General features: G+C 58.5%; 20 protein-coding genes. 9 read left to right on the top strand and 11 right to left on the bottom strand.

The window, feature by feature from the left end; translation table 11 throughout:
* Positions 1–358 precede the first annotated feature (358 nt).
* From msrQ to mrcB, 9 genes are all read right to left on the bottom strand, one after another.
* Entirely contained in the window at positions 359–979 is a 621-nt protein-coding gene (gene msrQ / locus PMI28_RS07000; protein ID WP_007990092.1) for a protein-methionine-sulfoxide reductase heme-binding subunit MsrQ, read from the bottom strand.
* A complete protein-coding gene (gene msrP / locus PMI28_RS07005) occupies positions 979–1,992 on the bottom strand; it encodes a protein-methionine-sulfoxide reductase catalytic subunit MsrP (protein WP_007990090.1) in 1,014 nt (337 codons plus the stop codon). The genes msrQ and msrP overlap by 1 nt, the downstream gene beginning before the upstream one ends.
* 58 nt (positions 1,993–2,050) lie before the next feature.
* Positions 2,051–2,905 carry a CDP-diacylglycerol--serine O-phosphatidyltransferase gene (gene pssA, locus PMI28_RS07010; RefSeq protein WP_007990089.1) on the bottom strand — a complete coding sequence of 285 codons (855 nt, stop codon included), beginning with the start codon at positions 2,903–2,905 and terminating at the stop codon, positions 2,051–2,053.
* A gap of 144 nt (positions 2,906–3,049) precedes the next feature.
* Entirely contained in the window at positions 3,050–4,066 is a 1,017-nt protein-coding gene (gene ilvC, locus PMI28_RS07015; protein WP_003228216.1) for a ketol-acid reductoisomerase, read from the bottom strand.
* Between the two features lie 45 nt (positions 4,067–4,111).
* Entirely contained in the window at positions 4,112–4,603 is a 492-nt protein-coding gene (gene ilvN / locus PMI28_RS07020; RefSeq protein WP_003205610.1) for an acetolactate synthase small subunit, read from the bottom strand.
* Between the two features lie 2 nt (positions 4,604–4,605).
* Positions 4,606–6,330: an acetolactate synthase 3 large subunit gene (locus PMI28_RS07025; protein WP_007990086.1), complete on the bottom strand. Its 1,725-nt coding sequence runs from the start codon at positions 6,328–6,330 to the stop codon at positions 4,606–4,608.
* Positions 6,331–6,813: 483 nt separating this feature from the next.
* Complete coding sequence (locus PMI28_RS07030; protein ID WP_007990084.1) at positions 6,814–7,149, bottom strand: YqcC family protein; 336 nt, start codon at positions 7,147–7,149, stop codon at positions 6,814–6,816.
* On the bottom strand, positions 7,149–7,901 hold the full coding sequence (locus PMI28_RS07035; RefSeq protein ID WP_007990082.1) for a tetratricopeptide repeat protein: 753 nt from the start codon (positions 7,899–7,901) through the stop codon (positions 7,149–7,151). The genes PMI28_RS07030 and PMI28_RS07035 overlap by 1 nt, the downstream gene beginning before the upstream one ends.
* Before the next feature lie 16 nt (positions 7,902–7,917).
* Positions 7,918–10,236: a penicillin-binding protein 1B gene (gene mrcB / locus PMI28_RS07040; RefSeq protein WP_007990080.1), complete on the bottom strand. Its 2,319-nt coding sequence runs from the start codon at positions 10,234–10,236 to the stop codon at positions 7,918–7,920.
* Between the two features lie 115 nt (positions 10,237–10,351).
* Between mrcB and PMI28_RS07045 the strand changes: the two genes are divergently transcribed.
* From PMI28_RS07045 to PMI28_RS07060, 4 genes are all read left to right on the top strand, one after another.
* On the top strand, positions 10,352–11,908 hold the full coding sequence (locus PMI28_RS07045; protein WP_007990077.1) for a bifunctional aminoglycoside phosphotransferase/ATP-binding protein: 1,557 nt from the start codon (positions 10,352–10,354) through the stop codon (positions 11,906–11,908).
* Positions 11,909–11,999: 91 nt separating this feature from the next.
* A complete protein-coding gene (locus tag PMI28_RS07050; protein WP_007990076.1) occupies positions 12,000–12,344 on the top strand; it encodes a pentapeptide repeat-containing protein in 345 nt (114 codons plus the stop codon).
* Between the two features lie 246 nt (positions 12,345–12,590).
* Entirely contained in the window at positions 12,591–12,863 is a 273-nt protein-coding gene (locus PMI28_RS07055; RefSeq protein WP_007971093.1) for a TfoX/Sxy family protein, read from the top strand.
* 380 nt (positions 12,864–13,243) lie between these two features.
* Complete coding sequence (locus PMI28_RS07060; RefSeq protein ID WP_007990073.1) at positions 13,244–13,561, top strand: Rieske (2Fe-2S) protein; 318 nt, start codon at positions 13,244–13,246, stop codon at positions 13,559–13,561.
* On the opposite strand, the gene sfsA is transcribed toward PMI28_RS07060, so the two are convergent.
* Together sfsA and PMI28_RS07070 are read right to left on the bottom strand one after the other, a co-directional pair.
* Positions 13,558–14,271 (bottom strand): DNA/RNA nuclease SfsA, encoded by a 714-nt coding sequence (gene sfsA / locus PMI28_RS07065; protein ID WP_007990071.1) that lies wholly within the window; start codon positions 14,269–14,271, stop codon positions 13,558–13,560. The genes PMI28_RS07060 and sfsA overlap by 4 nt on opposite strands.
* Entirely contained in the window at positions 14,271–15,443 is a 1,173-nt protein-coding gene (locus PMI28_RS07070) for a pyridoxal phosphate-dependent aminotransferase (protein ID WP_007990069.1), read from the bottom strand. Before PMI28_RS07070 ends, sfsA begins: the two co-directional genes overlap by 1 nt.
* A 332-nt stretch (positions 15,444–15,775) precedes the next feature.
* Between PMI28_RS07070 and dksA the strand changes: the two genes are divergently transcribed.
* The 5 genes from dksA to PMI28_RS07095 all read left to right on the top strand — a co-directional run.
* Positions 15,776–16,216 carry an RNA polymerase-binding protein DksA gene (gene dksA / locus PMI28_RS07075; RefSeq protein WP_007971100.1) on the top strand — a complete coding sequence of 147 codons (441 nt, stop codon included), beginning with the start codon at positions 15,776–15,778 and terminating at the stop codon, positions 16,214–16,216.
* 202 nt (positions 16,217–16,418) lie between these two features.
* Positions 16,419–17,315 carry a tRNA glutamyl-Q(34) synthetase GluQRS gene (gene gluQRS, locus PMI28_RS07080; protein WP_007990066.1) on the top strand — a complete coding sequence of 299 codons (897 nt, stop codon included), beginning with the start codon at positions 16,419–16,421 and terminating at the stop codon, positions 17,313–17,315.
* Between the two features lie 77 nt (positions 17,316–17,392).
* Positions 17,393–17,569, top strand: coding sequence for a hypothetical protein (locus tag PMI28_RS30385; protein ID WP_003176118.1), 177 nt, complete (start codon positions 17,393–17,395; stop codon positions 17,567–17,569).
* Entirely contained in the window at positions 17,553–20,507 is a 2,955-nt protein-coding gene (locus PMI28_RS07090) for a sensor histidine kinase (RefSeq protein ID WP_007990065.1), read from the top strand. Before PMI28_RS30385 ends, PMI28_RS07090 begins: the two co-directional genes overlap by 17 nt.
* A 22-nt stretch (positions 20,508–20,529) precedes the next feature.
* Positions 20,530–20,990, top strand: a 461-nt coding sequence (locus PMI28_RS07095) for a response regulator (protein WP_007990063.1), incomplete at its 3' end; no start/stop codon positions are given.

The raw sequence follows: 20,990 nt of genomic DNA, 5'->3' as shown, positions 1-20,990 counted from the left end.
CACGAATTGCTTGATTCAGTTGTTAAAGAGCGGTTGGTTAAGAGCTTTTCGTCTCAACCGAGGCGCGCATTCTACAGCAGCCTCATTTGCTGTCAAGTGATTTTTTTCAGAAGTTTTCAAGGAATCCTTAACAACTTCAACCACTTGCGCTTCCGATCTCTCGTCAGCGGGAGGCGAATTCTACAGCGTTACTCGCTGCTGTCAACACCTCTTTTTCAACTTCCTTTCGGCTTCGATGACCTGAAGCAACTTGCTGTCGAAAACTGCATAACTCTTTGTTTATCAAGGAGTTTTCCGTTTCGACTGCGCCGGAAGTGGGGCGAATTATAGACACCTGAGATCTGCCGTCAACACCTATTTACGCCTTTTTGGCAGAAGAGGCCTTTTTAGCCATTAAACGCGGGATTCGACGGGCTAAAGGCGGTAGCCGCAGCACTAACAGCAGCGCACCTATAGATGCATAGATCGCCCACTCCTTCAGATCCGCACGCACAATCCAGAGCATATGCAGCAATCCGAGTCCAAGAATTACATAAGCCAGACGATGCAACCTCTTCCAACTCGCCCGCAATCGTCGCTGACTATATCGATTGGACGTCACCGCCAATGCCAGCAAACCAAGAAAACCCAGCGCCCCGACAATAATGTAAGGCCGCTTGCGCAACTCGACACCCAGCTGCGACCAGTCAAAACCAAGAATGAATGCGCAATAACTACTGAGGTGGAGCAGCACATAGGCAAAACACCACAACCCCAACTGTCGCCGTACGGCAAACCACCCCGACCAACCGGTGAGCGCCTGCAAAGGCGTCATGCTCAACGTTACAAGCAGCAGAACAAGCGCCCCCAAACCCAATCGGTCCACCAGCACCTTGCCTGGATCCGGCCCGAGGAGTTCTTCCCAAGCCTGGTACAACCACAGCATCGGCCACACCAGCGCCACGACAAAGACGCCGATACGCCAAAACGGATGGCGCATCAGTAATTCTTCCTCAGGTCGAGCCCCGTATATAGAGAAGCGACTTCTTCTGAATAGCCGTTGAACATTTGCGTGTCGCGTACATTGGGCTTGAACAAACCGCTGGGCAAGCGGCGTTCACGAGCCTGAGTCCAGCGAGGATGATCAACGGTGGGATTCACGTTCGCGTAAAAACCATATTCATCCGACGCAATACTCTGCCAGGTAGTTTTCGGCTGCTCACTGACCAGACTGATGCGGACGATGGACTTGATGCTCTTGAAGCCATATTTCCAAGGCACCACCAAACGCAGCGGCGCACCGTTTTGATTAGGTAATTCACGCCCGTACATTCCAACGGCAAGAATCGCCAACGGGTTCATCGCTTCATCCAGACGCAGCCCTTCTATATACGGCCAGTCGATCAAGGTAAAACCGGAACGCTGGCCCGGCATGCTTTTGAGATCCAGCAGGGTTTCGAAACGGATGAATCTGGCTTTCGAGGTCGGCTCGACTTCCTTGAGCAAGGCCGAGAGGGGGAAACCGATCCAGGGAATGACCATCGACCAGGCTTCCACACAGCGCAGGCGGTAGATTCGCTCTTCCAACTGAAACGGTTTGATGAAGTCTTCCAGCGCATACCGCCCCGGCTTGCCCACCTCCCCGTCCACCACCACCGACCACGGCTCCGTCTTCAGCGTGCCGGCATTGGCAGCTGGATCCCCCTTGTCGGTGCCGAATTCGTAGAAGTTGTTGTAGTGGGTCGCATCCTTGAAAGGCGTGATCGCCTCATCCTTGACGTTGACCGCACCCCACCGGGTAGCCGGAAGCTTTTCGCTGAACCAGGAAGGCGCCTTGCCGGGTTCAACATCCGGGTAATGCGCAGCATCGCCAGCGCTGGCCCATTGCGGCAGGCTGCCCAAAGCGAAGCCGGCAACCGTGGCACTGAGCACATTGCGCCGAGATAGATAGAGGGATTCAGGCGTGACGTCCGACTCATGGCAGTCGGACGCTTTGGAGACTTTGATCAGCATGGTTACTCCGCAGCTCTGGAGGACAGATGCACCCATAGACTGCGGAGTATGAGGGAAATTACACGCTCTTGTTACGACGAAGACGTAACAGGTATTGAAACGGACCGGAGGCTGCATAGGCGAGAAACACCAGCAACAGGATGCGCGGCGGATCACTGAACACGACCGCGAACACCAGTACCACCGCGAGTATCGCAACGAATGGCACCCGCCCCTTCAGGTCCAGCTCCTTGAAGCTGTTGTACTTGATATTGCTGACCATCAACATGCCGGCCGCAGCCACCATCAACGCAACCAGGAACGACATTTTGGAACCCTGGATGCCGTAATCGCTGAACGCCCAGACAATGCCCGCAACAACACCCGCAGCTGCCGGACTGGCCAGACCGATGAAGTAGCGTTTGTCCGCAGTGCCGACCTGAGTATTGAAGCGTGCAAGACGCAACGCCGCACCCGCGACATAAATGAAGGCGACCATCCAGCCAACCTTGCCCATGTCACCCAAGGCCCAACCGAAGGCCAGCAATGCCGGCGCAACGCCAAAGGCAACCATGTCCGACAGCGAATCATATTCGGCGCCGAAGGCACTCTGGGTATTGGTCATGCGAGCAACGCGACCATCGAGGCCATCGAGCACCATGGCAACGAAAATCGCGATGGCTGCAAAAGCAAAGTACTTGCTCGCATTGACCGAGTCGCCGGCGCTCAAGGCAGCCTGCGCACTCATCGAGTTAATGATGGAATAGAACCCCGCGAACAGGTTCGCAGTGGTAAACAGATTCGGCAGAAGATAGATACCACGATGCCGGACTTTACGACCTTCAGCGTCATGCCCTTCCTCGACATGTTCATCGATGGGCAGCAGGCTTTCGGCGTCAGAAGCCTGGTTTGGCTCTTCGGGGCGTTCGCTCATGGACATTACCTTGCAACGGGGTGGAAAGTTTGGACAGGTGTCTGGGACGACGGTTCGGCCGCAAACGATGCAGCTTTATACCAGAACCGGCCTCCCAAACGAAAAAACGCGGCCTGGGCCGCGTTTTTCGTACAAGGGCGTGACTTAGTTTTTGGCTTTGTCGACGATCTTGTTGGCACCGATCCACGGCATCATGGAGCGCAGCTGCTCGCCGATGATTTCGATACCGTGAGCGGCGTTGTTACGACGCTTGGCGGTCATCGAAGGATAGCCGGTAGCGCCTTCGCTGATGAACATCTTGGCGTATTCGCCGTCCTGAATACGTTTCAGGGCGTTGCGCATGGCCTGACGGGATTCGGCGTTGATGACTTCCGGGCCGGTCACGTACTCGCCGTATTCGGCGTTGTTGGAGATCGAGTAGTTCATGTTGGCGATACCGCCTTCGTACATGAGGTCAACGATCAGCTTCAGTTCGTGCAGGCACTCGAAGTAGGCCATTTCCGGCGCGTAGCCAGCTTCGACCAGAGTTTCGAAACCGGCTTTGACCAGTTCAACGGTACCGCCGCACAGAACGGCTTGCTCGCCGAACAGGTCGGTTTCAGTCTCGTCCTTGAAAGTGGTTTCGATGATGCCGGTACGACCGCCGCCAACACCGGCCGCGTAGGACAGCGCAACGTTCTTGGCGTTGCCCGAGGCGTCCTGGTAGATAGCGATCAGGTCAGGGATACCGCCGCCCTTCACGAACTCGGAACGTACGGTGTGGCCTGGGGCCTTCGGCGCGATCATGATCACGTCGAGGTCAGCGCGCGGCACAACCTGGTTGTAGTGGATCGCGAAGCCGTGGGAGAAGGCCAGGGTGGCGCCTTTCTTGATGTTCGGCTCGATTTCGTTCTTGTACAGGGAGGACTGGAATTCGTCCGGGGTCAGGATCATGACCAGGTCGGCAGCCGCGACAGCGGAAGCAACGTCGGTCACTTTCAGGCCGTGGGCTTCAGCCTTGGCAACGGTAGCCGAACCTTTACGCAGGCCAACAGTCACGTCAACGCCGGAGTCTTTCAGGTTGCACGCTTGAGCGTGACCCTGGGAACCGTAACCGATGATGGCAACTTTCTTGCCCTGGATGATCGACAGGTCGCAGTCTTTATCGTAGAAAACTTTCATGAATTTCCCCTATATCAGGCCGTTCAGGCCGTTCGCTAATTTGGTTTAGATGCTGAGTACTTTGTCGCCGCGGGCAATGCCGGTCACGCCACTACGGACGGTTTCCAGAATCGAGGCGGTGCCAATGGACTGAATGAAGCTGTCGAGCTTGTCGCTGGTACCGGTCAGTTGAACGGTATACACGCTGGCGCTGACATCGACGATCTGTCCACGGTAAATATCGGTAGTGCGCTTGATCTCGGCGCGCTGGGCGCCGGTGGCCTTGACCTTGACCAGCATCAGTTCGCGCTCGATGTGAGCACTCTCCGACAGGTCGACCAGTTTTACCACTTCGATCAACTTGTTCAGGTTCTTGGTGATCTGCTCGATGATTTCATCGTGGCCAACTGTGGTCAGCGTCAGACGCGACAAGGTCGGGTCTTCGGTCGGCGCAACGGTCAGGCTTTCAATGTTGTAGTTGCGCTGCGAGAACAGACCAACCACACGAGACAGAGCGCCAGGTTCGTTTTCCAGAAGCAAGGAAATAATGTGCCGCATGATTAGGTACGCTCCGTCTTGCTCAGCCACATATCGCGCATGGAGCCGTCTTTGATTTGCATCGGGTAGACGTGCTCGCTGGTATCGACCGAAATATCGATCACTACCAGGCGATCTTTCATGGCGAACGCCTCTTCCATCTTCGACTTCAAATCTTTCGATTCAGTGATGCGTACGCCGACGTGACCATAGGCCTCAGCCAGCTTGACGAAGTCAGGCAACGACTCCATGTAGGAGTGCGAGTGACGGCTGCCATAGCTCATGTCCTGCCACTGCCGAACCATGCCCAGCACGCCGTTGTTCAGAATGACGATCTTCACCGGCAAACCGTATTGCAGACAGGTGGACAGTTCCTGAATGTTCATCTGGATGCTGCCCTCACCCGTTACACAGGCGACGTCCGCATCCGGGAAGCTCAACTGAATGCCCATGGCCGCAGGGAAACCGAAGCCCATGGTGCCGAGGCCACCAGAGTTGATCCAGCGGTTCGGCTTGTTGAACTTGTAGTACTGCGCGGCGAACATTTGGTGCTGACCAACGTCGGAGGTCACAAAGGCGTCGCCCTTGGTCACTTCGCACAGGGTTTCGATCACGGTTTGCGGCTTGATCTTGCTGCCGTCGCCCTTGTCATACGGGAACAGGCCGCGATCACCGCGCCACTCGTCAACCTGCTTCCACCAGCTGGCAACGGACTCCTTGTTCGGGGTCTCGCCGATTTCCTTGAGGATCGCGACCATTTCAGTCAGGACGCTCTCAACCGGACCAACGATAGGCACGTCGGCCTTGATGGTCTTGGAGATCGAAGCCGGGTCGATGTCGATGTGAATGATCTTGGCGTTCGGGCAGAACTTCGACGCACCGTTGATGACACGGTCGTCGAAACGCGCGCCGACAGCGAGGATCACGTCAGCATGGTGCATCGCCAGGTTGGCGGTGTAGCTGCCGTGCATGCCGAGCATGCCGATGAACTGACGGTCGGTGCCAGGGAAGCCACCGAGGCCCATCAGGGTATTGGTCACTGGCAGATTGAGCATCTTCGCCAGTTCGGTCAGTGGTGCGGAACCGCCACCAAGGATCACGCCGCCGCCCGAGTACAACACAGGGCGCTTGGCCGCCAGGAGCATTTCTGCCGCCTTGCGGATTTGACCGGAGTGACCGCGAACAGCCGGGCTGTAGGAGCGCAACTTGGCTTTTTTCGGGAAGACGTATTCGAACTTCTCGGCCGGGTTGGTCATGTCTTTCGGGATATCGACAACGACCGGACCAGGACGACCGGATTGCGCCAGGTAGAACGCTTTCTTCATGACTTCCGGGATTTCCGACGCGTGCTTGATCATGAAGCTGTGCTTCACGATCGGCCGGGAGATACCGATCATGTCGGTTTCCTGGAACGCATCGGTGCCGACCATGGTGCTCGGCACCTGGCCGGAAATGATCACCATCGGAATGGAGTCCATGTAGGCTGTGGCGATACCGGTGATGGCGTTGGTCGCGCCCGGGCCGGAAGTCACCAATACCACGCCGGCTTTACCGGTGGCACGGGCGTAGCCGTCAGCCATATGGGTAGCCGCTTGTTCGTGACGAACCAGGATGTGGGTCACTTCCGGTTCTTTGAACAGGGCATCGTAAACATGAAGAAGAGCACCACCCGGGTACCCGTAGATATATTTGACGCCTTCGTCGCGCAAAAAGCGGACGAGCATCTCACCGCCAGATAAAAGCTCCACGTTGCTCACCTCTAAAACGCCAGAATACCGCCCACGAAAAATGGGACGGGTCTTAATAGGTTTACTTCTCGGCAGAGCATGAGCGACGGTGGTCGCCGACTACGTCAGCACTGACTGAGCAAGTATTGGGATCGTCCCAAGTGTTGCGGGCCTTTCCCACCCAGCGCGAGGTAACGCGTTGCGGGTGTAACAGGTCGACGCGGATATGCGCCTCATGATCTGCTGAGAGGGTCTGCTTCTGGCAGTCCCTGTACAGCGGACTTTGGATTCTTCTGTTTCGTCCTTCGCAAGTCAAGTCGTCTATGTGCTTTATTCTACTAAGCACATGAGAACGCAAGAAAAAACCCGTAAATCAGCCGTGTGTTAGCTTCGATTGCGCAACTTTTAGCAAAAAATTGGCACGCGCATGCGCTTACCCTGCAGCGGCCGACAAAATAAAGAGATATTGTGAACAACTGCCAGCGGACGCTGGCAGCTTCTGGCTCAGCGAGACGCGGTGATCAACTGATCAAACTGTTTGAGCAACTCTTGCAACTGCCGGTCCTTGCCCTGGACATTGCGTCCGGCAAAGACCATTTCAGCCATTTCCTGAATGCCCGAAGCGTTGGGTAGCGGCAAATCCTGCTCAAGGATCATCTTCATGCGTGGCAGGAAGATCCATTGCAGCCATTGCTCGAAATCCAGTGTATCGACCGAAAAAGGCTCGACACTGGAAAGCGCTTCAGCAGATGGCGAGACTTCATCCCACCACCCTTGCACCCGCAACTCGCGCTCGATCAACAACAGTTGATCGGCGATTTTTAGAAAACGCGCGTCCATCACCCCGTTACCTTGGCCTTCTGACGAGCCAGTGCCGCGCCCTGGGAATCACCCTGTTTTTCACGCGCCTGGCCAATCAGTTCCCACAAGTTGGCCTGAAGGGCCGGACGGCCATTGGCAAAGGTCAGCCCACGGCGAGCGAACTGCTCGGCTTGCGCCGCATCGCCTTGAGCCATGCGCACCTGCGCCAGACGATAAAGCACCTGCGGCTCACGCGGGGCAACGCGTTGGGCGCGTTCGAGGCTGGAGGAGGCGCCATTGAGATCACCGCTCGCCTGTTGCTGTTGAGCTGTGGTCAGCAAGGCCAATACCGGGCCGTCGAGTTGCTCGTCTGCAGAAAGTCCGCCCGAACTGGCCGACGGAATCCCGCTCGGCGACGAGGGCATGTTGTAGCTGCCCTGATTGATCGGCGCCGATTGAATCGGCGACGTGTCAATCGGCCCCGGCGTGATCGGACCTGGGGTTATCGGACCCGGAGTTATCGGCGTGGTGCTGATCGGCGTTGAAGTCGTTGCAGCACCTGGCACCATCACCACTACACCGCTGTCACCTTGCGGAATCGCCTGGGTCCGGGACTGACCTTGTGCAGGGCGCTTGACGGTCGTCTGGCGGAAGCCGCCATTGGCCGAGATCCGCTCACTGTTGGACACGACGGTGCCGGAGTCCTCGACCGGGATCGAGCCACGTTGTACGGTGGAGCAACCGCTGAGCAAAGCTACGGCGGCAACCGCTGGAATCAACCACTTGTTCACTTGAAACCCTCTTTGCTTAATTCATCCAGCCCTTGACCCAATCCATCACCGACTCAGCAGGGTTTTCACCACCGCAAGCGACGCCGGGAGGCGGTTCGCTGCCGCGAATATACGGCATCTGCACGGCACCTGGGCAACCGGCGTCAGAACCTTGCCCGGTACGGGAATCGACCCAGGCCTGAACAATATTATCCGGTTGCGGCATGTCCAGCGGCAACGGGTCGGCCTTGCGCATGAAGCTGGTCCAGACCTGCAAGGCTCCGGTGGCACCGGTAAAAGGCGTCTTGCCGTTGTCATCGCGCCCCAGCCAGACCACCGCCAGCAAGTCCTGACTGAAACCGGCAAACCAACTGTCTCGCGAGTCGTTACTGGTACCGGTTTTACCCGCCAGGGTCAGGGTCCTTGGCAACACGTTGTAAACCGAGCTGCCGGTACCTTCACGCATTACGCGCTGCATGGCGCTCTGGATCAGGTAAATGGAGGCCGGATCGAATCGCTGCTGAATCTGGAACGGATAACGCTTGAGCGGCTCGCCCTCGGCAGTCAGCACGCTACGAATCCCGCGCATCGGCGTATTGAAGCCGCCGTTGGCGAGAGTCTGGTACATGGTCGCCACTTCGATGGGCGTCATCCCGCCAGCGCCGAGCAACATCGACGGGAAGGCCGGGAATTCACGAGACACCCCCAGGCGCGCTAGCGTTTTCAGGACGTTCGGCACACCGACCGCCAAACCGAGACGCGCGGTCGACAGGTTGTAGGAATGCGCCAGACCTTGATAGAGGAAGACCGTACCGTGAGAGCGACGATCGTAGTTCTGCGGTTTCCAGACCTGACCATCGGCGCCCTTGACCGAAAAGGACTCGTCCGACAGCCAACTGGTCAATGTGTACTGGCTCGGCTTCTCCAGCGCGGTCAGGTACACCGCCGGCTTGATCAACGAGCCGATCGGCCGCACAGCATCCAGCGCCCGGTTGAACCCGGCAAAACTGGCCTGGCGACTGCCGATCATGGCCTGTACTTCGCCGGTCTCCGGGTTGGTCACGACCATGGCCGCCTCGACGTCATCGGAACCCTTGCGCCCGGCCAGGCGCTTGAAGGTGTCGTTGACCGAGGCCTCAGCCTTCATCTGCAGGATCGGGTCGAAACTGGTGAAGATGCGCAGGCCTTCCTCGGTCAAGTCTTCGTCGCGATAGTCTTCACGCAACTGACGCTTGACCAGATCGAGAAAGCCGGGGAACGAGCTGTCCGCCAGACTGCCGCGCTTGGTCACACCCAGCGGCATTTTCTTCGCCGCCTCAACCTGCTCGGCAGTAGCAACGCCCTGCTCCTGCAGCACATCGAGTACCAGGTTACGCCGCTCAAGGGCGCGCTCCGGATTACGGCGCGGATTGTAGGAGGATGGCCCCTTGACCATGCCCACCAGCAACGCCACTTGATGCAACTTGAGTTCGGCCAGCGGCTGGCTGAAGAAGAACTGACTGGCCAGACCGAAACCATGCACTGCGCGCTGGCCGTCCTGCCCGATAAACACTTCGTTGAGGTAAGCCTCAAGGATTTCGCGCTTGTCGTAATGCAGTTCAAGCAGCAGCGCCATCATCGCTTCGGTGAGCTTGCGGCTCAGGCTGCGCTCGTTGGTCAGATAGAAGTTCTTGACCAACTGCTGAGTAAGGGTACTGCCGCCCTGGCGCATGCGCCCGGACGAGCCATTGACCCAGATCGCCCGGGCGATCGACTTCGGTGAAACACCAAAGTGATGGTAAAAATCGCGATCCTCGACCGCCACCAGGGTGTCGAGCAAATACGGCGGCACCTGATCGATCTTGATCAGGATCCGGTCTTCGAGGTTTTTCGGGTACAGACCGCCGATCAGCAGCGGCTCCAGGCGCACCACCGAAAGTTTCGAACCTTTTGCTCCCGACAATTCGGCCACGTAATCGCCGGAGAAGCGCACCCGCACCGGTTGTGCCTGCTCCATACCTTCATAGAACTGGAAGCCACGGGTGTTCAGATCAACGACATTACCGTTGACCGACGCCGCGCCCGGGCCATTGGCCACGCTTTCACGGCGATAGCCCAAGGCATCGAGCTCGGTCAGGAAGTCGTCCCTGCTCAGCTTTTGTCCGACGAACAGCTCGAGCGGGCGCGCGTAAACCTTGGCCGGAATGGTCCAGCGCTTGCCGGAGAACTTTTCCTGGACGATTGCATCAAGGTAAACGGCGAATCCGGCCAGCACTACCAGGCCAACCAGACTGAGTTTAATGGCCCAGCCCAGCCACGGGCGCAGGCCCCTGGAAGGTGGTTTTTTTGGGGTACGGGGAGTTCGGGTACGAGTCATGGCGGCGGATTATACGCACTTTATTCATACTCAACAGGAGCGCTCCGAGGTTTGCGCCAAGCGGACTTACAGCCATAATGGCGGCCTTGATTTTCCAGACTCTGAAGGATCGCCCGTGAGCCAGTCCCTGATCGCTGCCCTGCAAAACCCTGCCCTCTACCCGCATCCTGTAGATGGATTCCAGGTCATCGAAACCCATATTTCCTGGGTCGTTCTCACGGGACCCTTCGCTTATAAAGTGAAGAAGCCGGTCAATTTCGGTTTTCTCGACTTCACCAGCCTTGAGGCTCGCGAACACTTTTGCACCGAAGAACTGCGCCTGAACCAGCGCCTGACCGACGATTTGTACCTGGAAGTGCTGCCCATCACCGGCAGCGCCGAGGCTCCGCAACTGGGCGGCGAAGGCCCGGCCATCGAATATGTACTGAAAATGCGCCAGTTCCCGCAAAACGGATTACTGAGCACCCTTCAAGCCAATGGCGAACTGACTACCGCGCACATCGACGAGATGGCCGAGCAAATAGCCCGCTTCCACCTCAGCGCACCAAAAGTGCCGGCCGGACACGAAGCAGGCACACCGGACAGCGTCATGGCACCGGTGCGGCAGAACTTCGAACAGATCCGTCCGTTCCTCAGCGATAAAGCCGACCTGTTGCAACTCGACGCCCTGCAAGCCTGGGCCGAAAGCAGCTTCGAGCGCCTCAAACCGCTGTTCGCCCAGCGCAAGGCCGAAGGTTTCATTCGTGAATGCCACGGTGATATTCACTTGGGCAACGCCACCGTGATCGACGGCAAGGTCGTGATCTTCGACTGCATCGAGTTCAACGAACCGTTTCGCTTTACCGACGTTTATGCCGACACCGGCTTCCTGGCGATGGACCTGGAAGATCGCGGACTGAAGTGCCTGGCGCGGCGTTTCATCAGCCAGTACCTGGAGCTGACCGGGGACTACCGCGGTCTCGAACTGCTGAACTTCTATAAGGCCTACCGCGCACTGGTTCGCGCCAAGGTCGCCCTGTTCAGCATGCCGGCCGAAGCCAGTGCGGTGCAGCGCGCCACGACCCTGCGCCAGTACCGCAACTACGCCAACCTGGCGGAAAGCTACAGCACCATTCCTTCGCGCTTCATGGCCATTACCCACGGTGTTTCCGCAGTCGGCAAGAGCCATGTCGCCATGCGTTTGGTCGAAGCCCTGGGCGCGATTCGCTTGCGCTCCGATGTCGAGCGCAAGCGTCTGTTCGGCGAGCAAACCGTCGAGAATGACGTACAGGCCGGCATCTACAGTGCCGACGCCAGCACCGCTACCTATGCCCGTCTGCACGAAATCGCCGACGTCATTCTGCGCGCGGGCTTCCCGGTGGTGGTCGACGCCACTTACCTCAAGCGTGATCAGCGCGACAGTGCAGCGAAGGTTGCCGAGGCCACGGGCGCACCGTTCCTGATCCTCGACTGCAATGCGCCACAGGCCGTGATCGAAAGCTGGCTGGCCTTGCGCCAGGCAGACAAAAAGGACCCGTCCGATGCCACCCTGGCCGTTATCGCAGCCCAACAAGCCAGCCGTGAAGCGCTGACCCCCGCAGAAATCCTCTGCAGCAAGCGCGTCCAGACCAATGAAAGCGGGACGCTCGATACCGTTGTCGCGCAAATTCGCCAGCGTCTTCCGGGTCTGTAAAAAACTATTTCAGTCGTGAGGCCCGCGCTGGCTTCACGACTGTCAAATAGTGGCACTATACTGGCGTCATAAAACCATCAGGTGATGCGACATGAGCCAGCCGAAACTTCTCGATACACCGCTTTATGCCCTGCTGCACAAAGACGACATCAGAGGCTTCAACAGTGAGCGCCCCAAGGATGGCCCCATCGACATGGCCGGTGGAGACTTCCGGGGGCTGGACCTGCGCGAGCTAAATGCCGACGGCGTGGATTTCAGCAACGCTTACTTCCGTTCCGCCGACTTGCGCGGCATCGACTTCAGCAAAGCGAACCTGGAAGGCGCGAGCCTGGCTCACGCGCAAATCTCCGGCGCCTACTTTCCAGTGGAGCTCAGTGCCGACGAAATCCTGATGTCGATGAACTTCGGCACACGTTTGCGCTATCGCACCCGCTGATCAACGTCGCAAACTGATACGTCCAGCGCCCCTCGCTGCGCTGGACTACGGGGATGCTCACCCGTAATTCCTGATTATTCTCCGCCTTTTCCTTTCGCGTTCGCGGATTTTTTCACACTCTGCCAATACTCGTCTCTTAGAAGCATTTGCGTCGAAAACCAGCAAACAATCACGCGTTTCCTACTGATGGCTACACTCCTCAGAAGATTGCCCACGCTCTCCATTCGGCCATCGCAAGGAGGCTTGATGAATGATGAACTGCAACACCTGAAGAATCTTGGCAAGACGTCAGCGCAATGGCTGCATGCCGTGGGCATCCATAGCGCGTCGGACTTGCGTCGCCTCGGGGCGGTGGATGCTTATCGGGCCGTGCGCACGCGCGGTTTTCGGGCGTCCAAGGTGTTGTTGTACGCAATTGAAGGTGCCCTGATGGACGTTCACTGGAACGACATTCCTGCCGAGCGCAAGGAAGCGTTGAACAAACAACTGGAAGCTATCTCTTCACGCCACAAGAACTGATCCGGCAAATATTTCTGAAGCTTTTCAACCTGAAACTCAATGATTACAGGGCCTGTAGAAGTAAATTCGACGAATCGCAAAGAAATCAAAAAACAGCGGTTGACTTGGTAATGAGAATCGATATGATTATCACAACTGGTCGCGAGACTGGTCGATATTCTGAAAGGCCCTTGGTTCGGACTCTCGGATTATCTCCTCATCAGGCTAATCACGGTTATTTGACCCGGCTCTTGCCGGGTCTTTTTTTGCCTGTTGAAAAGTACCGACAGGGTCAGGTGTAGCTTCCTTCCAAGGATTCCACGGGCAAGTCAGCCATTTGATAGCATTCAACACTTAAGCTCGGACATATCCGGTCACGAGCCGCAGGACCGAGGATAGACATGAAGTTGCTTTGCGCAGGTGCCGAACTGGTCAATGACAGCAGTCGCGGGTTCGACATCGATGGCCAAAAGTTTTTTGCGGTGCGCCGCAGCGGACAGGTTTATGTCTATATCAATCGCTGTCCGCACCGGGGCGTCGGCCTGGAGTGGCATCCCGACCAGTTTCTCGACCCCAGCAACAGCCTGATCCAGTGCGCCACCCATGGCGCACTGTTTCTGATCGAAGACGGTGAGTGCGTTGCCGGCCCATGCGCGGGGCAAGCCTTGACCGGCGTAGCTTGTCGCGAGGATGAACAAGGGATCTGGATCAGCCTTTAGCCACCCGGTAACACGTCCAGACGCCGGTCGACCCGCATTTCTTCGTGGCTCAACCGCACACCGTAAGCCAATACCTCAACCCCACAGGCCACAGCTTCACGCAAGGCTTGCGCATAAGCCGCATCGATTTCCTGCGCCGGGCGCACGGCCTCGATATCGGTCAGGCAGACACAGTACAACTGCACCGCGCGAATACCGTCCCTGGCCAGATGGGCCAGCTCCCGCAGATGCTTGGCGCCACGCTGGGTGACCGCATCGGGAAACGCCGCCACCGCCGTACCGTCGAAACCCAAGGTCACGCTTTTGACTTCGACGTAGGCTGGCCCGTCGGGATAATCGAGGCGGAAATCGATACGACTGTTTTCCTGACCGTAAGCCACTTCGCGCTTGAGCCCGGTAAAGCCGTTCAGTTCCGTGATGACGCCCGCTCGCAGCGCCTCTTCGATCAAACCATTGGCGCGGGCAGTGTTCACGCAAAACAGCCGCCCTTGCGGGGTTTCACCAATCTCCCAGGTGCCAGGCAACTTGCGTTTCGGGTCGTTGGAGCGGCTGAACCAGACCTGCCCGCCTTCGACCTGACAATTGAGCATCGAGCCCGTGTTCGGGCAGTGAATGGTCAGCAACTCGCCGTCAACAGTTTCGATGTCGGCGAGAAAACGCTTGTAACGACGGATCAGGCGACCCTCTTCGAGGGGAGGATGAAAACGCATCAGCCTTGCCAGCTCCGCAATCCACGAGCGATGCGCTCGACCGCCTCCTGCAAACGCTCAAGATTTTGCGTATAGGCGAAGCGCACGTGATGCCCGGCCTGATAACGCCCGAAATCCAGCCCCGGGGTGAACGCCACATGTTCGGTTTCGAGAAAATGTTTACAGAACGCGAAGGCATCGCCGCCGAATTTGCTGATATCGGCGTACAAGTAGAACGCTCCTTCCGGCTCCACGGCAATGCCAAAACCCATTTCACGCAAGGCCGGCAACAGGTAATCCCGACGCCGGCCAAACTCGGCGCGACGCTCTTCGAGAATGCTGATGGTTGCCGGCTCGAAACAGGCCAGCGCAGCGTGCTGCGCCATGCTCGGAGCACTGATGTAGAGATTCTGGGCGAGTTTTTCCAGCTCTCCGACGGCAGCGTCGGGGGCCACCAGCCATCCGAGTCGCCAACCGGTCATCCCGAAATACTTCGAAAAACTATTCAGAACGAATGCACTGTCGTCGACTTCCAGCACGCTGGCCGCATCGGTGCCATAGGTCAGGCCGTGATAAATCTCGTCGACCACCAGATGACCGTGGCGCTCCTTGATCGCGACAGACAACTTCGCCAACTCGTCGCGGGTCAGGATCGTGCCGGTCGGATTGGCTGGCGACGCCACCAATGCACCGACGCTGTCATTGTCCCAATGGCGTTCGATCAGGCCAGGCGTCAACTGATAACGCACATCCGGACCGACCGGCACCAGTTGCGCCGCACCTTCGACCAATCGCAGGAAGTGCCGGTTACAGGGGTAGCCCGGGTCCGCCAGCAGCCAGTGTTTACCGGGGTCTACCAGCAAAGCGCTGGCCAGCAGCAGCGCGCCGGACCCGCCAGGTGTGATGAGAATCCGCCGCGGGTCGATGTTCAAACCATAACGTTGCTGGTAAAAGCCCGAAATGGCCTCACGCAGCTCAGGAATGCCGCGTGCGGCGGTGTAACGGGTCCGCCCTGCCGCCAGAGCAGCCTGGCCGGCCTGGATGATCGGTTCGGCGGTGGTGAAGTCCGGCTCACCGATTTCCAGGTGGATCACGTCATGGCCGGCCGCCTGCAATTCGTTGGCCCGCGCCAACAGCGCCATGACATGGAAAGGTTCGATCGCGCGACTGCGGGCACTGTAGGACTGAGCCATTGGCCTTCCTTCAACGGAAAAAAAACGATTCTACCCAAGCGCAGGAACGAGCGAGAACCTAAAGCGGTCAGAGGCCTTGTAACCCCCGACCACAAACGACTCAAGCGCGAGCGCAAGGTTTGACTAAAATCAATAACTGAGCAGGCTCCAGAGCCACCAGACAACAGTTTGTCATCATTGGCAAGCACTCTGTGCCGCGAGCTCGACATCCGGGAGTAGCGCGGCCCGAGTTGATCTGGTAAGTTCGCCCGCTTGCAGCCGCAGGGCCGGCAAGTGCCGGTGATGGAGCAATCCTGCGCAGATGGATTACAAGAGTAGAGGCGGTCTATTTCATGTCCACCCAAGCAAAGCAGCAAAACCAGGCGATCAGCGGCTTCGAGCCCTATGTTCAGAAAGCCGGCGAAGAGTACATGGGCGAGCCCATGCGCAAGCACTTCACCAAGGTTCTGAATCAGTGGAAAAAAGAGCTGATGGAAGGTGTCGACAAGACCGTGGACCACATGAAGGACGAAGCGGCCAACTTTCCTGATCCGGCAGACCGTGCCAGCCAGGAAGAGGAATTCGCCCTCGAACTGCGTGCCCGCGATCGTGAACGCAAGTTGATCAAGAAGATCGACAAGACACTTCAGCTGATCGAAGACGAAGAGTACGGCTGGTGTGAATCCTGCGGCATCGAGATCGGCGTCAAGCGCCTCGAAGCGCGCCCTACCGCCGACCTGTGCATCGACTGCAAGACCCTGGCGGAAATCAAGGAAAAGCAAGTCGGCAAGTAATGGCGACTTGAACGAAGAACGGAGCGTGCGAACGCTCCGTTTTTGTTTCTAAAATTCTCCTCAGCAGCAAACCTGTGGGAGCGGGCTTGCTCGCGAAGGGGCCATCAGCTTCAACATTAATGCCGCCCGACCTACCGCTTTCGCGAGCAAGCCCGCTCCCACAGGTGATTTGCGCAAGCCAGGACAACGTAATATTGCCCCCATGACTGCCATCGCCTCCCCCACTTACATCGGTCGCTTCGCACCCACGCCCAGTGGTCATTTGCATTTCGGCTCTCTGGTCGCAGCACTGGCCTCTTACCTTGATGCGCGCTCGGTGGGCGGACGCTGGCTGATGCGCATGGAGGACCTTGACCCGCCCCGCGAGGAACCCGGCGCCCAGATGGCCATTCTCAAGGCATTGGAAAGCTATGGCTTCGAGTGGGATGGCGACCTGGTTCGCCAAAGCGAACGGCACGATGCCTACGCCGAGGTACTCAATCGCCTGTTCAATCACGGCCTGGCCTACGCCTGCACCTGTTCGCGCAAGCAGCTGGAGCCGTATCACGGGATTTATCCGGGGCTGTGCCGCAATGCCGGCCATGGTACTGACAATGCTGCCATCCGCCTGCGCGTACCGGAACTGGAATACCATTTCATCGACCGGGTGCAGGGCGAGCACCGCCAACATCTGGGCCGGGAAGTCGGCGATTTCGTGATCCGCCGCCGCGACGGGCTCTATGCCTATCAATTGGCCGTGGTCCTGGACGATGCCTGGCAGGGCATCACCGATATCGTTCGCGGTGCCGACCTGCTGGACTCCACGCCCCGCCAGCTCTACCTGCAGGAACTGCTCGGCCTGCCTCAACCGCGTTATCTGCATATCCCGCTGATTACTCAGCCAGATGGCAACAAACTCGGTAAATCCTACCGCTCGCCGCCGTTGACCGAGGATCAGGCAACGCCGCTGTTATTGCGGGCGCTACGCGCACTGGGACAGAACCCGGGAACCGAACTGATTGATGCCACGCCACGGGAAGTGCTGAATTGGGGCATTGCCCACTGGGATGCCTCGTTGATCCCGCGCACACTGAACCTGCCCGAGGCACAGCTGTTGTGATCGCACTTGCAGTGGCGCGCCCATCCGTTACCATCGCCGCACGTTTTCGGGCACGTGTATAAAAAAGAGAGGCCGGGATGTACATCTATCGCTTGGTCCTGCTTTTGGTAGTGGGGATTTACCTGTTTTCCCCGGCCATCATGGATTGGTGGATCGACGCCACTGGCGCCTGGTATCGCCCTTATCTGCTCTGGCTGATTCTGATTGTCGTGACCTTCATCCTGCAGAGTCAAAAAGATGCCGATGAGCTTTAGCCTGACCCAGATGATCCTGATCAGCGCCGCGTACCTGGCGGTGCTGTTCGGTGTGGCCTGGATCAGTGAACGGGGCATGATCCCCCGGGCGATCATTCGCCACCCGCTGACATACACCCTGTCACTGGGGGTCTACGCCAGCGCCTGGGCGTTTTACGGCACCGTGGGCCTGGCCTATCAGTACGGCTACGGCTTTCTGTCCAGCTACCTGGGTGTCTCCGGGGCCTTTCTGCTGGCGCCAGTGCTGCTCTATCCGATCCTGAAGATCACCCGCACTTATCAACTGTCGTCGTTGGCGGACCTGTTTGCCTTCCGCTTCCGCAGCACCTGGGCCGGTGCGCTGACCACGATTTTCATGCTGGTCGGCGTATTGCCGTTGCTGGCCTTGCAGATTCAGGCGGTCGCCGACTCCATCGGCATCCTCACCCGCGAGCCGGTCCAGCACCGCGTGGCCCTGAGCTTCTGCGCATTGATTACGCTGTTTACGATTTTCTTCGGCTCCCGCCACATCGCCACCCGGGAAAAGCATGAAGGCCTGGTGTTCGCGATTGCCTTCGAATCGGTGATCAAGCTGATCGCCCTCGGCGGTGTCGGGCTGTATGCGCTTTACGGCGTGTTCGACGGCCCGCAACAGCTTGAGCTTTGGCTGCTGCAAAACCAGACCGCGCTCGCTGCCCTGCATACGCCTTTGCAGGAAGGCCCGTGGCGTACGCTGTTGCTGGTGTTCTTCGCCTCGGCGATCGTGATGCCGCACATGTATCACATGACCTTTACTGAAAACCTCAACCCGCGCTCGCTGGTCAGTGCGAGCTGGGGCTTGCCGCTGTTCCTGCTGCTGATGAGCCTGGCGGTGCCGCTGATTCTCTGGGCCGGCCTGAAACTGGGTGCCACCACCAATCCGGAATACTTCACCCTGGGCATCGGCATCGCCGCCAACAGCAAGGCTTTGGCGTTGCTGGCGTATGTCGGCGGGCTATCCGCTGCCAGCGGCCTGATCATCGTCACCACGCTGGCGCTGTCCGGGATGGCCTTGAACCACCTGGTGCTGCCGCTGTATCAGCCTCCGGCCGAAGGCAACATCTACCGCTGGCTGAAGTGGACCCGCCGGGCGCTGATTGTCGCGATCATCATGGCCGGCTACGGCTTCTACCTGATGCTCGGTGCCGAACAGGACCTGGCCAACCTCGGCATTGTCGCGTTCGTCGCCACATTGCAGTTCCTCCCGGGCGTGCTGTCGGTCCTGTATTGGCCGACAGCCAACCGTCGCGGCTTCATCGCTGGCTTGCTGGCGGGGATTCTGGTGTGGCTGGTGACCATGCTGTTGCCGCTGGTCGGCAACCTGCAAGGCTTCTACATTCCGTTGCTGAACATGATCTACGTGCTGGACGATACCAGTTGGCACATGGCGGCGATTGCCTCGCTGGCAGCCAACGTGCTGATGTTTACCCTGATTTCACTGTTCACCAACGCCAGCACCGAAGAGGCCAGCGCCGCCGAAGCCTGTGCCGTGGACAACGTGCGCCGCCCACAGCGCCGCGAACTGCACGCCGCCTCGCCCCAGGAATTCGCCACACAGCTTGCAAAACCATTGGGTGCAAAAGCGGCACAGAAAGAAGTGGAACAGGCCCTGCGCGATCTCTATCTGCCATTCGACGAGCGTCGGCCGTATGCCCTGCGCCGCTTGCGTGACCGCATCGAAGCCAACCTCTCCGGCCTGATGGGGCCGAGCGTGGCCCAGGACATGGTCGAAACCTTCCTGCCGTACAAGGCTGGCGGCGAAAACTATGTCACTGAAGACATCCACTTCATCGAAAGTCGCCTCGAGGACTACCACTCGCGCCTGACCGGCCTGGCCGCCGAACTCGATGCCCTGCGCCGCTATCACCGCCAGACGCTGCAGGAATTGCCGATGGGCGTGTGCTCGCTGGCCAAGGATCAGGAAATCCTCATGTGGAACAAAGCCATGGAGGAGCTTACCGGCATCGCCGCACAGCGCGTGGTCGGTTCGCGCCTGAGCACCATTGCTGACCCGTGGAAGGAGTTGCTGCAAGGCTTCATCAACCTGCCGGACGAACACCTGCACAAGCAGCACCTGGCCCTCGACGGCCAGACTCGCTGGCTGAACCTGCACAAAGCGGCGATCGACGAACCGCTCGCACCGGGCAACAGTGGCCTGGTGTTGCTGGTGGAAGACTTGACCGAAACCCAGATGCTCGAGGACAAACTGGTGCACTCCGAGCGCCTGGCCAGCATCGGTCGACTGGCGGCCGGCGTGGCCCATGAAATCGGCAACCCGATCACCGGTATCGCGTGCCTGGCGCAGAACCTGCGCGAAGAACGTGAAGAAGACGGCGAGCTGAAGGAAATCAGCGGGCAGATCCTCGAACAGACCAAACGCGTATCGCGCATTGTCCAGTCGCTGATGAGTTTTGCCCATGCCGGCAGCCATCAGCACAGCGACGAGCCCGTCTGTCTGGCCGAAGTGGCCCAGGATGCCATCGGCCTGCTGGCCCTGAACCGACGCAATTTCGAGGTGCAGTTCTACAACCTGTGCGACCCCGAACACTGGGTCGAAGGCGACCCGCAGCGGCTGGCCCAGGTATTGATCAACCTGCTCTCAAACGCCCGTGACGCCTCGCCTCCCGGCAGTGCGGTACGGGTCAAGAGCGAAGCCGGCGAACACACGGTCGATCTGATCGTGGAGGACGAAGGCAGCGGTATTCCGTCGAGCATCATGGACCGATTGTTCGAACCATTCTTCACCACCAAGGACCCTGGCGAAGGCACCGGTCTGGGCCTTGCACTGGTCTATTCCATCGTTGAAGAGCATTATGGACAAATCACCATCGACAGCCCGGCTGATGTTCAAAGCCAACGCGGCACCCGAATCAGGGTTACCTTGCCGCGTCATGTCGAAGCGACGTCCGCTGTGAACTGAGACCGTCGAGAGTATCGAATCAATGCCGCACATTTTGATCGTCGAAGACGAAACCATTATCCGCTCCGCCTTGCGCCGCCTGCTGGAACGTAACCAGTACCAGGTCAGCGAAGCCGGTTCAGTGCAGGAAGCACAAGAACGCTTCACCATTCCCTCGTTCGACCTGATCGTCAGTGACCTGCGCCTGCCGGGCGCGCCTGGCACGGAGTTGATCAAGCTCGCCCAAGGCACGCCGGTGCTGATCATGACCAGCTATGCGAGCCTGCGCTCGGCAGTCGACTCGATGAAAATGGGCGCTGTCGATTACATTGCCAAGCCGTTCGACCACGACGAAATGCTGCAAGCCGCCGCGCGAATCCTGCGTGACCGGCAAACGGTACAGGCCGGCGGTGAAGCGGTTGCCGGCAAAGCCGCCAACGGTGCGGTGAAATCCGGTGCCGACAACAGCAATGGTGAAATCGGCATTATCGGCTCCCCCCCCCC

This window comes from Pseudomonas sp. GM48 (assembly GCF_000282335.1).
GTDB lineage: Bacteria > Pseudomonadota > Gammaproteobacteria > Pseudomonadales > Pseudomonadaceae > Aquipseudomonas.
This window is presented reverse-complemented; position numbering and strand designations above follow the sequence as displayed.